Source organism: Alloalcanivorax balearicus MACL04 (assembly GCF_025532145.1).
In the GTDB taxonomy this organism is placed as follows: Bacteria; Pseudomonadota; Gammaproteobacteria; order Pseudomonadales; family Alcanivoracaceae; genus Alloalcanivorax; species Alloalcanivorax balearicus.
The window spans coordinates 42,580-57,019 of sequence record NZ_ARXS01000029.1 but is presented as its reverse complement, the minus strand read 5'-3'; the positions used below and the strand labels follow the sequence as shown (position 1 = coordinate 57,019).

The window sequence follows — 14,440 nt, the reverse complement described above, 5'->3', positions numbered from 1 at the left end:
TGGAGTCCGGAACGCGGCGGTTCACTCGAAAAGGGTCTGCACGGAGGCCTTCCGGGATCGCTGGCACAGAAGGGTGGGAGCTTGCCTGCAAGCGATTGGACTTCCGGGTCCCTGGATTCGCTTGCAGGCAAGCTCCCACAGCGGCTTCGTGGTGGCCTCTTATGACCGCCGTCCATGGCGGTCATCCTGCGGGTCGTCGTTGAAGCTTATTCCGCCGCCGGGGTGTAGTGGCGGGTGGAGTAGGCTTCCAGGGCTGGTTTGCTGACGGTGCCGACTTCCATCATGTAGTCGACAAAGGACTGCGCGTAATCGAGGAAAGTGTCCACGGCGCGTCCGTCTTCGCTGACCGTACCGAAGGTGAGGTAGCCATCCTGGCCGCTGGCGGTGAAGCTGTTGCTCACCACGGTCAACTCGGTGGTATCGTCCAGCGGCTGCCACTCGCCTTCGTTGCGCAGACGGTATTCTATGTCATAGAGGCGCTCGCCTTCCGCCCGGTTCATGTCCACGTACCAGCGCAGTCCGGAGGCATAGGGATAGGCACCGGAAGAGTCGCTGTGAGCATAATCCACTGCTTCATTGAGCACCTGGTGGATTTCCGCGCCGGTCATATCCAGGTTGGTGAGAGTGTTGCCGAATGGCAGCAAGGTGTAGGCATCACCGATGGTGATGGGACCCGCAGGGATGTCGATGCGCACGCCGCCGGCATTCTGGATGGAGACGTCGGCCTCCTTGCTCATGAACAGAAAGGCGTTGGCCACCACATTGGGAATATCACCGCCACGATCCGGGTCCTCGCTGGGGCAAGGGTCGCCATACTCCTGACCGGGGATCCGGGCCAGGCACAGGTCTTCGGTGGCGGTGCCGATCTCGATATTCTGGAACTCGTCCAGTTGCTCGGTAAAACCGGCGAGCAGCGTTTGGGCATTGAGGTCGGGGCTGGTCAGACTGAGTTGAGCGTCGGCGTCAACGGCGGTCAGGATTTGTTGCCGTTCCGTGCCTTCGGGCTCATAGGATTCGTCATCGGCGGTTTTGCGGGTGATCGAGTCTCCCAGCAGCAAGTGCGGCACGCCCGCGCAGGCGGTGACGTTGCCGTCGGCATCCCATTCCACGTTCAGCTCTCCCACCACTTGGGAGTACTGCCAGGCCTGGGCGACACAGGCCTGATCGCCATCGGCGTTGGTCACAATGGTGGGGTAATCACCGGATGCGGCCAGGCCGTAATCAGCGAAATCTCCGAGCAGGGTGTGCGAGTCGCCACCGATGATCACGTCGACGCCGGACAGATTGGCGGCCATTTCCAGGTCGTTCTGGTATTGGTAGTGGGTCAGCAGGACGATTTTATTGACGCCCTGACCAGCCAGCTCGTCGATCATGGCCTGGGCGGTTTCCTGCTCGTCCAGGAACTCCGTGGTATCCAGCGGGCTGGAGCTGTTCCGGGTTTTGCCGGCGATGTCGATGCCGATGATACCGACCTGTTGCCCGTCCACTTCGTGGATCACGTAAGGCTTGATGTAGTCGTCCCCGGCGTTGGGCGCCAGCGGAGTGCCTACCTGCGGTTTGACGTTGGCGGCCAGAACCGGAGTGTCGCAGCTGCCATCGGCCAGGTAGTCGAGAAACTTCTTGAGGCCAGCGTCACCGCGGTCGAATTCGTGATTACCCAGAGCGAAGGCGTCGAAACACACCTGGTTCATCAGCTCGGCATCGGCCTGACCTTCGAAGCTGGAGTAGTACAGAGTACCGGTGATGGCGTCCCCCGCATGCAGCTTGAGGACATTGCCCAGGGCGGCTTCGCGTTCGGCGATTTTGGCCACTACGCGGGGAAAACCGCCCGACTCAAAGGTGGTTTCCGCGTCGGCGATATCCAGCGTCAGGCTCGACGCCTCCAGATTGGAGTGATGGTCGTTGATATGAAGGATGGTCAGAGACAGCGGCTCCCCACCGCCGCTGTTATCGTTATCGCTGCTGTCGCCACCGCAGCCCGCCAGGGCCAGTGCGGATACCAGCGGCAACAGGGCCAGAGACGTTTTCAGGCTCACCATCGGGCTCCTTTATTGATCGGTTCGGAGCCGCCAGCCTGACAGTCGAATATGTCAGTCTGGTGATGGTGGGGAGGGCGAGGATCAGTCCTCGCCCGGTTCCTCGAACGGCATGGAGACGGTGGCGGCACCGGCGTCCACGTAGGTGATCTCGCCGGTGATACCGGAAGCCAGATCGGAACACAGGAAGGCGGCGGTATTACCCACTTCCTCGATGGTGACGTTGCGGCGCAGCGGTGCCTTGGCGGCGTTGTATTCCAGCATGGTGCGGAATTTCTTGATGCCGGAGGCGGCCAGGGTGCGGATCGGACCGGCGGAAACGCCGTTCACGCGAATACCTTCCGGGCCCAGGCTGGAAGCCAGATAGCGCACCGAGGCTTCCAGGCTGGCCTTGGCCAGGCCCATGACGTTGTAGTTTGGCACCGTTTGGCGAGAAGCGTGATAGGACAGTGTCAGCAGGGCGCCGTTGCGGCCTTGCATCAACGGCCGTGCAGCTTGGGCCAGCGCCACGAAGCTGTAGGCGGAAATATCGTGGGCGATGCGGAAGCCTTCCCGGGTGGCGACCTCTGCGAAGTTACCATCCAGTTCGTTGGCGGGAGCGAAACCCACCGCGTGCACCACGCCGTCCAGGCCGTCCCACTGTTGTCCCAGATCGGCGAATACCTGGGTGATTTCCTCATCGGAGGTCACGTCGCAGGGGAAGCACAGGCTTTCGTTGCCGCCGTAGGCTTCGGCGGCTTTCAGTACCCGCTTTTTCAGCTTGTCGTTCTGGTAGGTGAAGGCCAGTTCGGCGCCTTCCCGGTGCATGGCTTCGGCGATACCGGTGGCGATGGAACGATCACTGGCGATGCCGACGATAAGGAAGCGTTTGCCCGCGAGAAAACCCATGGTCTGTCCTCGAATATTGGTGTTGAAAAAAACAAGATAAAGCGCCGTTGGCCCAAGTATAGAGAAAACCGGCCGGGGATAAACGGTGGGGGCCTTTCAATGTGCAACGGCGTGTTTCTTCTCGGTACTGAAAGCCGCGTCGATCAGGGTGCGCGTATAGTCGTGAGCAGGCCGCTGAAAGACGGTCTCGGTGTCACCGTGCTCGACCACCTGGCCCTGGCGCATCACCAGTAATCGATGGCTGAGGGCACGCACCACCTTGAGGTCATGGCTGATGAAAAGGTAGCTGAGCCCGTGCCGGCGTTGCAGATCGCGCAGCAGATCCAGCACCTGGGCCTGCACGCTGCGGTCCAGGGCGGAAGTGGGCTCGTCCAGGATCAGCAGATCCGGTTTCATGATCAGGGCCCGGGCAATGGCGATGCGCTGGCGTTGACCGCCGGAGAACTCATGGGGGTAGCGCTCCAGGGCATCGGGGTCCAGACCCACTTCCCGTAGCAATTGCCGCACCCGCTTCCGGCGCTGGTCGCGGCTCAGATCCGGTTGATGCACGCGAAGTCCTTCCTCCACCGCTCGCAGTACCGTCAGACGTGGATTCAGACTGCCGAACGGGTCCTGGAACACCACCTGCATATGGCGTCTCCAGGGGCGCAGGGCGCCGCCACTCAGGCGGGTGAGATCCTGATCCAGCAACATGACGCGCCCCTGACAGGCGACCAGCCGCAGCAGGGCCAGCGCCAGGGTCGATTTGCCGGAGCCGGATTCGCCCACCACGCCCAGGGTTTCACCACGGCGCAACTGAAAAGAAATGCGGTCCACCGCCCGGGTCTCCTCCCGTGGGCCGAACCAACCGCGGCGGCTGCCTTTGAAGCTCACCTCAAGATCATCCGCCCGGAGCAAGGCTGGAGCATCATCCGCCACCGGTACCGCGGTTCCGCTGGGCTCGGCGTCGATCAGATGACGGGTGTACTGCGCTTGTGGCTGACTCAACACCTGGTCCGACGGGCCGCTTTCCACCACCTTGCCCTGGTGCATCACCGCCACGTCCTCGGCGAACCGGCCCACCAGTCCGAGATCATGGCTGATCAGCAGAATGCCCAGATTACGCTCGTGCTGCAGGCGTTTGAGCAAGTCCATGATGGTTTCCTGGACGGTCACGTCCAGGGCGGTGGTGGGCTCGTCGGCGATCAGTAACTCCGGATCATTGGCCAGCGCCATGGCGATCATCACACGTTGACGCTGCCCGCCGCTGAGCTGGTGGGGATAGCGTGACAGCATGGCTTCGCTGGCGGGCAGCTCCACCTGGCTCAGCAGCGACAGACTGCGCTGGCGCGCGGCGGCACCGCTGAGCCCCTGGTGAATGCGCAGCGTTTCACCGATCTGTTTTTCCACCGTGTGCAAGGGATTCAGCGCGGTCAGCGGTTCCTGGAATATCGTGCCGATACGGCCGCCGCGCAGCCGCCGCCGTTCCGTCGCCGACCAGGCCAGCAGATTCTCGTCATCCAGGCGCAGGGCCGTGGCCTCGCGGGTAGCGCTGGCGGGAAGCAGATCGAGGATGGACATGGCGGTCAGTGATTTGCCGGAACCGGATTCACCCACCAGCGCCAGCATGCGGCCCCGTTCCAGTTTAAGGCTGACCTGATCCACCACCGGCACGGCGTCGCCAAAACGGACCGTGAGTTGCTCCAGCTCCAGCAGACTCATGACAGGAATTTCCTCGGGTCGAAGGCATCGCGCACGGCTTCGCCGATGAACACCAGCAGAGACAGCATCAACGCCAGGGTGACGAAGGCGCTGAGTCCCAGCCACGGGGCCTGCAGGTTGGCTTTGCCCTGGCCCAGCAACTCACCCAGTGACGGTGACCCCGGGGGCAGGCCGAAGCCGATGAAATCCAGGGAGGTGAGGGTGATCACCGCGGCGTTGAGCACGAACGGCAGATAGGTCAGGGTGGCGACCATGGCGTTGGGCAGCATGTGCCGGAACATGATCACCGGGGTGCGCACACCGATGGCCTGGGCGGCGCGCACGTATTCCATGTTGCGGCAACGCAGGAACTCGGCGCGCACCAGATCCACCAATGTCATCCACGAGAACAGCAGCATGATCACCAGCAGGCTCCAGAAACTGGGCACCACGAAACTGGAGAGAATGATGATCAGATACAGAATCGGCATGCTCGACCAGATTTCGATGAAGCGCTGCCCGGCCAGATCGGTCCAGCCACCGTAATAGCCCTGGATCGCGCCGACCATGATACCGATGGCGCTGGCGCTCAGGGTCAGCATCAAACCGAACAACACCGAGGTGCGGAAACCGTAGATCAGGCGCGCCAGAACGTCCCGGCCCTGATCATCGGTGCCGAGCCAGTTCTCCGCCGAAGGCGGCGCCGGTGCCGGCACGGTGAGTTCGTAATTGATGGTGGTGTAGTGGTAGCGGATTGCCGGCCACAGCATCCAGCCTTTTTCCTCGATCAACTCCCGCACCACCGGATCCCGGTAATTGGCTTCGGTCTCGAAGAAACCGCCAAAGGTGGTTTCCGGATAAGTGTGCAGCACAGGGGTATAGAAAGCGCCGTCATAACGAATCAACAAAGGCTTGTCGTTGGCGATCCATTCCGCGCCGAGACTGAGCACAAACAGCACCAGGAACACCAACAGGGACCAGAAGCCGCGACGGTTGCCCCGAAACGCCCGCCATTGCCGCCGCCAAAGAGGCGCGCTTGCCGTCGCCATCATCAGTGGGCCCTCCGCTCGAAATCGATACGCGGGTCCACCCACATGTAGGTCAGGTCGGAGACCAGTTTCAGCAGCATGCCCAGCAGGGTGAAGATGAACAGGGTGCCGAACACCACCGGATAGTCCCGGTTGATCACCGATTCGAAGCCAAGCAGCCCGAGACCGTCCAGGGAGAAGATATACTCGATCAACAACACGCCGGTGAAAAACACACTGACGAAAGCGGCCGGGAAACCGGCGATGATGATCAGCATGGCATTGCGGAAAACATGGCGGTAGAGCACCTGCTTTTCACTCAGCCCCTTGGCCCGGGCGGTCTGCACATACTGCTTGCCGATCTCGTCGAGGAACGAGTTCTTGGTCAGCATGGTGAGGGTGGCGAAATTGCCGATGACGATGGCGAGGGTGGGCAGGGCGATGTGGTGCAGGTAGTCGATGATCTTGCCGAACCAGGACAACTGCTCGAAATTGTCCGAAGTCAGGCCGCGCAGCGGGAACCACTCAAAATAGGAACCGCCGGCGAACAGCACCACCAGCAGTATGGCGAACAGAAAACTGGGAATGGCGTAACCGATGGCGATGGCGGTGCTGCTCCAGACATCGAATCGGGAGCCATCCTTCACCGCTTTGCGAATGCCCAGCGGAATCGACACCAGATAGGCGATGAGCGTGCTCCACAGCCCCAATGATACCGATACGGGAATCCGTTCGATGATCAGATCCGACACCGGACGATCACGATAATAGGACTCGCCGAAGTCGAATCTCAGGTAATTGCGCAGCATGATCCAGAAGCGTTCCAGGGCCGGTTTGTCGAAGCCGTAGAACTGCTCGATACGGGCCACCAGCTCCGGTGACAGCCCGGTGGAGCCACGATAACCGGAATGCCCGCCACCGCCGATGGTATCGGCCGTGGTGCCGGCGAAGCCGCCGCCGGGGCCCGCGCCACCACCCTGACCCTGGAGTTCGGCGAGCACGCGCTCCACCGGGCCGCCGGGGGCTGCCTGCACCACCAGGAAGTTCAGCAACAGAATGCCGAACAGGGTGGGGACGATCAGCAGTAGTCGTTTAAGAATATAGCGTGGCATTTATTTCGCCGTGGTATCCCACCAAAGATCCAGGGCCCCGTCGACGCCAAGGTACGGCGGCAAATCAGGATGGGCCAGCCGGGAGCGGTAGGCGAAGCGGTGGTAATCCATCCCCCAATTGGGGATGACATAGAATCCCCACTGCAGGGCGCGATCCAGCGCCCGGCTACTGGTCACCAGGGCCTCACGGTCCTTGGCGGAAATCAGGGTTTTCACCAGGCTGTCGATGGCCGGATCCTTGATGCCGGCGTAATTGCGGCTGCTGGGGCGGTCCGCCGCCTTGCTGGACCAGAAATCCCGCTGTTCATTGCCGGGGGAGGAGGACTGGCCCCAGCCGCCGACGATCATGTCGAAATTGAAATTTCGCACCCGCTGCAGGTACTGGGACTCATCCACGCGAATCACATCGGCGCTGATACCCAGGGCCTTGAGGTTGCGGGAGAAGGGCAGGACCACACGTTCGAAGGCCGGGCTGTAAAGCAGAAACTCGAATTTCACCGGCTTCCCTTCGGGATTGAACAACTGACCGTTACGCACCTCGTAGCCGGCCTTCTTGAGCAGGGTCTGGGCGGTGCGCAGATTCTCCCGCGGACGGCCGGTGCCGTCGGAGACCGGCGGCTGATACTCCTCGGTAAAGACCCGCTCCGGCAGCTCATCGCGTAACGGTTCCAACAGTTTCAGCTCCGCTTCGGAGGGCAGGCCGGTGGCGGCCATTTCCGAGTTCTGGAAATAGCTGCGAGTGCGCTTGTACTGGTTATAGAACAGCTGCTTGTTGGACCATTCGAAGTCCAGCGCATAGGCCATCGCCTCGCGTAACGCCGGGTCCTGGAACAGCGGGCGGCGTGTATTGAAGATAAAGCCCTGCATGCCCGAAGGGTTCTGGTGATGGATTTCTTCCTTGACCAGCTTGCCGCTGTTGAAATCCCGTCCGGTGTAGGCGGTGGCCCAGAGTTTGGAGTTCATCTCGAAGCGGAAGTCGTAATCGCCTTTCTTGAAGGCCTCCAGCGCCACGGTCTGATCCAGATAATACTCAAAGATCACCCGGCCGAAGTTGTACTGGCCCTGGATAACAGGCAGGTCCCAGGCCCAGTAGTCATCGCGGCGCTGGTACACCACCTGTTTGCCGGGCTTGAAGCTGGCGATGCGATAAGGACCGGAACCCATCGGCACGGTGAGATCCGCCTGAGTGAAGTCCTTGTCTTTCCAGAAGTGTTTGGGCAATACCGGAAGCTGGCCGACGATCATCACCAGTTCCCGGTTGTCTCCGGGTTTGAAGGTGAACTTCACCTTGCGCTCGGAGAGCGCCTCCACTTTTTCCACATCGGCATAGTAGTAGGCGTAAAGCGGCTGACCATGTTCGGTCAGCTGATTGAAGCTCCATACCACGTCCTCGGCGGTGACCGGATGACCGTCAGCGAAGCGGGCTTCATCACGCAGGGTAAAAGTGATCCAGCTGCGATCGTCCGGCCATTCCATACGTTCGGCGAGCAGGCCGTATTCGGTGAACGGTTCGTCCAGGCTGCGCACGGTCAGGCTGTCGTAAATAAAGCTGGGGCCGAGACCGCCGACGCCGGCGGCGGCGCTGCCCTTGGGCAGGTAGGGCATGAAGCTGTCGAAGCCGCCGATCACATGGAGCTTGATCTGACCGCCCTTGGGGGCGTCGGCGTTGACGTAGTCGAAGTGACGGAAGGAGGGACCATACTTGGGAGCGTCGTACATGGTGATGGCATGGCCGCTGTGCACTTCGGCGAAGGCCGGCAGGGCCAGCAGCAAACCCAACAGAATGGTGACGGCTCTCATCGTTATTATCTACTCCTGATCGTCATCGAATCCCACATTAGAGCCTGTCGAAGGCCTGGGTGCCAGCTTTCAGCGCCTTCGACAGGGTATATGACCATGAGCGGCGCGCGGCGTTCCGGCAGCCCGCACGGTTCGATCAGGGGGCGTCGCGAATGTCCACGAACAGCGTGACACGATCACCGGGACGCAGGTAGCGGCGCTTGCTCAGGGTATTATTCCAACCGCGAATGTCGTTCACGGACACATTAAAGCGATTGGCGATGGTGTACAACGAATCACCGTGGCGTACCGAGTAGCGGACCTGGCGGACCATTTCGGAACGTTGCCCCTGACCGCCGCCTTCGTTGCCGCTCCACACTTTCAGGGTCTGCCCGACCCGCAGTGGATCCTTGGGATCGAGATCGTTCCATTGGGCCAGGTCACGTACCGACACCTGGTAACGCCGGGCCAGGTCCCACAGGGTATCGCCATTACCGACCCGGTGCGCCAGCCGTTGGCCCCGCGTGTTGGCGCCGTCTCCGGTCGGAGAGGCGCCGCCGCGTGTGGATTGAGGAATCAGCAGGGTCTTGCCGGCGATGATGGTGTTGCCCTTGAGGTGATTGATTTCGCGCAGTACCTGCACCTTGGTGCGGTGGCGGCGGGCAATGCTTTGCAGATTATCGCCGCGGGCGATGGTGTAACGCTGCCAGCGCATCCGTTGGCCGGCGGACAAGTTGGCCAGACCGGCTTTGAACCGTTCCGCCTTGTCCGCCGGTATCAGCAGACGGTGCGGGCCGGCGGGGGCCGTGGCCCAGCGATTGAAGCCGGGATTAAGCAGATACAGCTCTTCCATCGGTACTTCGGCGAGTCTGGCGGCCTGGGTCAGGTCCAGCTGTCCACCGGTGTTGACGCTGATGAAGTAGGGCACGTCGGTGATCGGGTGCAGAGCCACGCCGTATTGCTTCGGGTTTCTGACGATATCCGCCACCGCCAGCAGCTTGGGCACATAGGCGGTGGTTTCCGTGGGCAGATCCAGGCTCCAGAAGTCAGTGGGCTTGCCCGCCGCTTCGTTGCGTTTCTGGGCCCGGAGAATGGTGCCGGCACCGGCGTTGTAGGAAGCCAGTGCCAGCAGCCAGTCCCCGTCGAAACGGTCGGCGAGCTGCTGCAGATAAGTCAGGGCGGCGCGGGTGGACGCGATGATGTCGCGGCGGCCGTCGTACCACCAGTCCTGACGCAAGCCGAAATGCTGGCCGGTGGAGGGAATGAACTGCCAGGGTCCGGCGGCGCGGCCGTGGGAATAGGCGAAGGGGTCGAAGGCGCTTTCCACCACCGGCAGCAGAGCCAGCTCGGTGGGCATGTGTCGCGCCTCGGCTTCGTCGACGATGAACTTCAGGTAGCGCTCCGCGCGGGTGGTGACCCGAGTGAAGTAGACCGGGTGGCGGGTGTAGAACACTCGCTGCTCTTCCACTCGGGAATTGTCCACCCGGGGCAGGCCGTATCCTTCACGCAGCCGCGCCCAGAGATCCTGGTCTTGTTTCACCGGTTCGGCGACAGGGATGGGCTCGGGTTCCGCCATGCCGTTGGCAAGGTCGGGTGTGCCCGCCTCTGGTTCCGGTCTCGGTTCCGGTTCTGGCTCCGGTGCCGCCGGTGGCATGGGCGGCAGTTCATCCACGGATGGTGTCAGTGAGCAGCCCCCGCCAAACAACAACACCCCCAAGGCAAAAACGCCTAGAAGTCTATGCATGTCAATTATATGGCTATTGAAATTCCGGTGAATTCTAGGGACCGGGAAAGGTTACGGCAAGGTTAAATGTGCCCAGCGTTAGCCACTGTCCTTCCAGCGCCGCAGGGCGGCGAAGCTGTCCACCGGGGTGTCCAGCGGCGCGTCGAAGTGGCGCTCACAGGAGTGACGTAGCGCGGGTTCGGTGGCGCGCAGGAAGGGGTTGGTGCGGCGCTCCACGGCGATAGTCGAGGGCAGGGTAATGCGCCCGGCGTCGCGCAGCGCCTTGACGTCGTTCAGACGCGTCCGCACATCCGGGTCCTCTGGCGTCACCTTGGCGGCGAAGGTGAGATTGGCCAGGGTATATTCGTGGGCGCAAAAGACCTGGGTGCCTTCGGGCAGTGCCGCCAGTCGCGACAATGAATGGTGCATCTGTTCCGGAGTGCCTTCGAACAGGCGTCCGCAACCCCCGGCGAAGAGAGTGTCGCCACAGAACAACCAGCCCGGCTGGCGGGCATGGTAGGCGATGTGCCCCAGGGTGTGGCCGGGCACGTCCAGCACTTCCAGCTCCAGATCCAGATCGGCCAACTTCACCCGGTCGCCGTCATTGAGAGGGTGAGTGAGGCCGGGAATGGTTTCCCGGGCCGGGCCGTATACCGGGATATCCCGGTGTGCCAGCAAGGCATTGACGCCGCCGACGTGATCGGGATGGTGATGGGTGATCAGAATGCCGGTTAGAATCAGGCCCTGCTGGCGCAGCCAGGCTTCCACCGGGGCGGCGTCGCCGGGATCGACCACCACGCAGTGATTGTCACGGCGCAGGGCCCAAATGTAATTATCCTGGAAGGCGGGAATCGCCGTAGGGGTCTGAAGCATGTCGTGCTACCCTTGTTTGGAACTGATATTTGGCACTGAACGTCAGCGTTAAGCCTACCACGGAGTCGAGCCTACCAGGGAGAGTGTCACGGATGCAGTTACCCCCCTTGCCCCGCGGCCCTTACCGGCGTCATCCCCAGGATATGCCGCATCGCTTTGATCGCTGGCTGGACAGCGACGCCGGCCGCGCCCTGCTCCACGAGGAGCGCGAGTTGCTCGCCGACTGGCTACCCAGGTTGGTGGGGCAGCGGGCGGTGTCGGTGGGTTCCTGCGCCTGCCGGGATATGCTGGAAGGCATTCGTATTCCCTGGTGCTGCAACGTCACGCCGCCGGAGCTGGGCCGAGGGCAGGTACAAGCCCAGGCCAAGGCCCTGCCCATCGCCAAGAACAGCGTGGATGTATTGTTACTGCATCACGGTCTCGAGTTTCAGGACGAGCCGCATCAGGTGCTGCGGGAGGCCGCTGGCTGCGTGGCGCCGGGAGGCATGATCGCGGTGGTGTCGTTTCAACCGGTGAGTCTGCTGGGGCTGGCGCGCTGGTTCCGGCCCGGCGCCAGCCGCCGACCCGGCTGGGTGGGGCGTTACTTCACCCCCTATCGAGTGAGTGACTGGTTGCAGGTGCTGGGGTTTGAAGTGGAAGGCCTGGCCAGCGGCTTCCACAATCTGCCGCTTGGTGAGCGTGGCCGCCGCCGGTTGGCGTGGCTGGAATGGCTGGGGCGGCGCCTGTGGTGGCGACACGGTGCCTGCTATCTGTTGGTGGCGCGCAAGCGGGCCGCCATGGTGCGGCCGCTGGCACCGTCGTTCCGGCGTGGCGAACCATCACGTCCAACGGTAATTTCCGTGCCCGTGGCCCGCTGGCAACGCAATGTGGAATGAATAAAGAATGAATATCGAAGATAAAAGTGGACAGGAGTGGAGTGGTTCTTGAAGACAGTGGAAATTTTCACCGACGGTGCTTGCCGGGGTAATCCTGGGCCGGGCGGCTGGGGGGCGTTACTGCGCCATGGCGAGCACGAGAAGGAATTGTTCGGCGGCGAGCCGTTGACCACCAATAACCGTATGGAGTTGATGGCGGCCATCGTTGCTCTGGAAACATTGAAGTCACCCTGCCGGGTGGTACTGACTACCGATTCCCAGTATGTGCGTCAGGGTATCACCGAATGGATGGCCAACTGGAAGCGTCGCGGCTGGCGCACCGCTTCCCGCCAACCGGTGAAGAACGCCGACCTATGGCAACGCCTGGATCAGGCCGCGGCCCCCCACGAAGTGGAATGGCGCTGGGTGCGGGGCCACAGCGGGCACGTGGAGAACGAACGGGCCGACCGCCTGGCCAATCGTGGAATTGATCAGATGAGTGTGGACGGATGAGACAGATCGTATTGGATACGGAAACCACCGGCCTGGAACCCGCCGCCGGCCACCGTATTATCGAGATCGGTTGTGTGGAGGTGATGAACCGCCGCATTACCGGTAACAACCTGCACCTGTACATCAACCCGGAACGGGAGATCGACCAGGGGGCGATGGAGGTGCACGGCATCACTCTGGAATTCCTCGCCGACAAGCCGGTATTCGCGCAGGTCGCCGAGGAATTCGTCAATTTCATCGACGGCGCCGAGCTGGTGATCCACAACGCGCCTTTCGATGTCGGTTTTATCAATCACGAGTTGAAGCTGCTGGGCGCCAGGTGGGGCACGGTGGAGCAGCGCTGCAGGGTGCTGGATACCCTGCGGCTGGCGCGGGAAATGCACCCCGGGCAGAAGAACAGCCTGGACGCGTTGTGCCGCCGTTACGACGTGGACAACGGCCACCGGGAATTGCACGGCGCTCTGCTTGACTCCGAGATTCTCGCCGACGTTTATCTGGCCATGACCGGTGGCCAGACCAACCTTTCCCTGGGCGGACAGGATGGTGGCAGTGGCGGCCAGCGGCAGGCGGAGGCGATTCGCCGGTTGAGCGCGGATCGCCCTTCGCTGCGGGTGGTGTCGGCCGGTGGCGATGATCTTCAGCGCCATTTGGACAAGCTGCGCTCCATGGCGGAGCAGAACGGCCAGCCCACCTTGTGGGAGACCGAGGAAAGCTGACGAGCGCTGGTGCCCCACAATTCGCTGCCAAGGCAGCTTCCCACAGCGGCTCCGAGCCCCTCTGTGGGAAGCTGCCTTGGCAGCGAACAGACTCTTAAAACACCGCCATCAGCTTTTCCACCTTAAAGCGGCTCTCCCGATATTCTTCTTCGATGGTGGAATCGATCACGATGCCGCCGCCGCCGTGGCAGTACAGAGCGTTGCCTTGGGTGTAGAGGGTGCGGATCAGAATGTTGCTGTCCAGCCGACCCCGATCGTCCTGCCAGAACAATGTGCCGCAATAGGGGCCGCGCGGTACCGATTCCAGTTCCTGAATGATTTCCATCGCCCGTTTTTTCGGCGCGCCGGTGATGCTGCCTCCGGGAAAGGCACTGATCAGCGCGGCCAGGGGCGTCATGTCCGGGCGCAGGCGGCCGTGCACGGTGGACACCAGATGCTGCACGTTGCTGAAGCGGCGCAGTTCGAATAGCGGGTCCACCGTTATCGAGCCCGGCTCGCAAACCGCCCCCAGATCGTTGCGTAACAGGTCCACGATCATCAGGTTCTCGGCGCGATCCTTGGGATTGGCCAGCAGGGCTTCCCCTAGGCGCCGATCCTCTTCCTCGCCATCGCCGCGCGGCCGCGAGCCTTTGATCGGCTCGGTGACCACGTCGCGGCCGTCCACCCGCAGGAAGCGCTCCGGCGATACGCCGAACACCGCCTCGTCCCGATCGCGGAAAAAACAGGCATGAGGCGCGGGGTGTGCGTGCACCAGCCGTTGGAAGGCGATCAGCGGGTCGCCTTCGAAGCGGGCATCGAAACGTTGACTGTAATTTACCTGATAGCAATCTCCGGCTACGAGATAGCAACTGATCCTTTGCAGTGCATAGGCATACTTATCAGCAGTTTGCTGTGCCTGGAACGGCCGGGTCAGACGGAAGGTGCCTGGCTGCTCGTGGAATGGCCGCGGCATGGACCGGTAAAGATGCACCACCGCCGGTGTATCGCTGTCGCCAATGCCATGCAGGGCCAGGCCTGCCGCATAGGGCAGCAGGCCGCAGGCGAACCGGTAACCCTGGGCCAGGGCGTCGGTGACCCGCTCCGGCAGAGCCCTCAGGGCGTCCCGGTCCTGTGCGTATAGGGTGTGATCGGGCGGCCCGAGGGCCAGCAAACGGCCATTTTGATGAAAGACGACGTGAACGCTATCAAGCATGAGGTGTCGGGAAAGGCTCGCGGGCGGCGAAAACAGGCCGGCTAGT

The 14,440-nt window shown here is 62.2% G+C and carries 12 protein-coding genes; 3 read left to right on the top strand and 9 right to left on the bottom strand.

Features of this window, described 5'->3' with window-relative positions; all coding sequences use genetic code 11:
• Window positions 1-206: 206 nt before the first annotated feature.
• The 8 genes from nadN to gloB form a co-directional block, all read right to left on the bottom strand.
• Complete coding sequence (gene nadN / locus MA04_RS18570; RefSeq protein ID WP_262462098.1) at window positions 207-2,039, bottom strand: NAD nucleotidase; 1,833 nt, start codon at window positions 2,037-2,039, stop codon at window positions 207-209.
• A gap of 81 nt (window positions 2,040-2,120) precedes the next feature.
• Complete coding sequence (locus tag MA04_RS18565) at window positions 2,121-2,924, bottom strand: enoyl-ACP reductase FabI (RefSeq protein WP_262462097.1); 804 nt, start codon at window positions 2,922-2,924, stop codon at window positions 2,121-2,123.
• Between the two features lie 96 nt (window positions 2,925-3,020).
• Window positions 3,021-4,625 carry an ABC transporter ATP-binding protein gene (locus tag MA04_RS18560; protein ID WP_262462096.1) on the bottom strand — a complete coding sequence of 535 codons (1,605 nt, stop codon included), beginning with the start codon at window positions 4,623-4,625 and terminating at the stop codon, window positions 3,021-3,023.
• Complete coding sequence (locus MA04_RS18555; protein ID WP_394356162.1) at window positions 4,622-5,656, bottom strand: ABC transporter permease; 1,035 nt, start codon at window positions 5,654-5,656, stop codon at window positions 4,622-4,624. Before MA04_RS18555 ends, MA04_RS18560 begins: the two co-directional genes overlap by 4 nt.
• Window positions 5,656-6,744 (bottom strand): microcin C ABC transporter permease YejB, encoded by a 1,089-nt coding sequence (locus MA04_RS18550; RefSeq protein ID WP_262462094.1) that lies wholly within the window; start codon window positions 6,742-6,744, stop codon window positions 5,656-5,658. The genes MA04_RS18555 and MA04_RS18550 overlap by 1 nt, the downstream gene beginning before the upstream one ends.
• The gene (locus MA04_RS18545) at window positions 6,745-8,544 is read right to left on the bottom strand and encodes an extracellular solute-binding protein (RefSeq protein ID WP_262462092.1); all 1,800 of its coding nucleotides are present in this window, start codon (window positions 8,542-8,544) and stop codon (window positions 6,745-6,747) included.
• Between the two features lie 136 nt (window positions 8,545-8,680).
• Window positions 8,681-10,267 (bottom strand): lytic transglycosylase, encoded by a 1,587-nt coding sequence (locus tag MA04_RS18540; protein WP_205475472.1) that lies wholly within the window; start codon window positions 10,265-10,267, stop codon window positions 8,681-8,683.
• 78 nt (window positions 10,268-10,345) lie between these two features.
• The gene (gloB, locus tag MA04_RS18535) at window positions 10,346-11,119 is read right to left on the bottom strand and encodes a hydroxyacylglutathione hydrolase (protein ID WP_262462089.1); all 774 of its coding nucleotides are present in this window, start codon (window positions 11,117-11,119) and stop codon (window positions 10,346-10,348) included.
• Window positions 11,120-11,211: 92 nt separating this feature from the next.
• Here gloB and MA04_RS18530 point away from each other — a divergent pair, with 92 nt between their 5' ends.
• From MA04_RS18530 to dnaQ, 3 genes are read left to right on the top strand one after another with little or no spacing between them, the layout of a single operon-like run.
• Window positions 11,212-11,994, top strand: coding sequence for a class I SAM-dependent methyltransferase (locus tag MA04_RS18530; protein WP_163127374.1), 783 nt, complete (start codon window positions 11,212-11,214; stop codon window positions 11,992-11,994).
• Window positions 11,995-12,042: 48 nt separating this feature from the next.
• Window positions 12,043-12,486 (top strand): ribonuclease HI, encoded by a 444-nt coding sequence (gene rnhA / locus MA04_RS18525; RefSeq protein ID WP_262462087.1) that lies wholly within the window; start codon window positions 12,043-12,045, stop codon window positions 12,484-12,486.
• Window positions 12,483-13,202, top strand: coding sequence for a DNA polymerase III subunit epsilon (gene dnaQ, locus MA04_RS18520; RefSeq protein ID WP_163127376.1), 720 nt, complete (start codon window positions 12,483-12,485; stop codon window positions 13,200-13,202). The genes rnhA and dnaQ overlap by 4 nt, the downstream gene beginning before the upstream one ends.
• A 94-nt stretch (window positions 13,203-13,296) precedes the next feature.
• Here the strand turns inward: dnaQ and MA04_RS18515 are convergent, their stop codons facing one another.
• A complete protein-coding gene (locus MA04_RS18515) occupies window positions 13,297-14,394 on the bottom strand; it encodes an anthranilate synthase component I family protein (RefSeq protein ID WP_262462085.1) in 1,098 nt (365 codons plus the stop codon).
• Window positions 14,395-14,440: the final 46 nt, after the last annotated feature.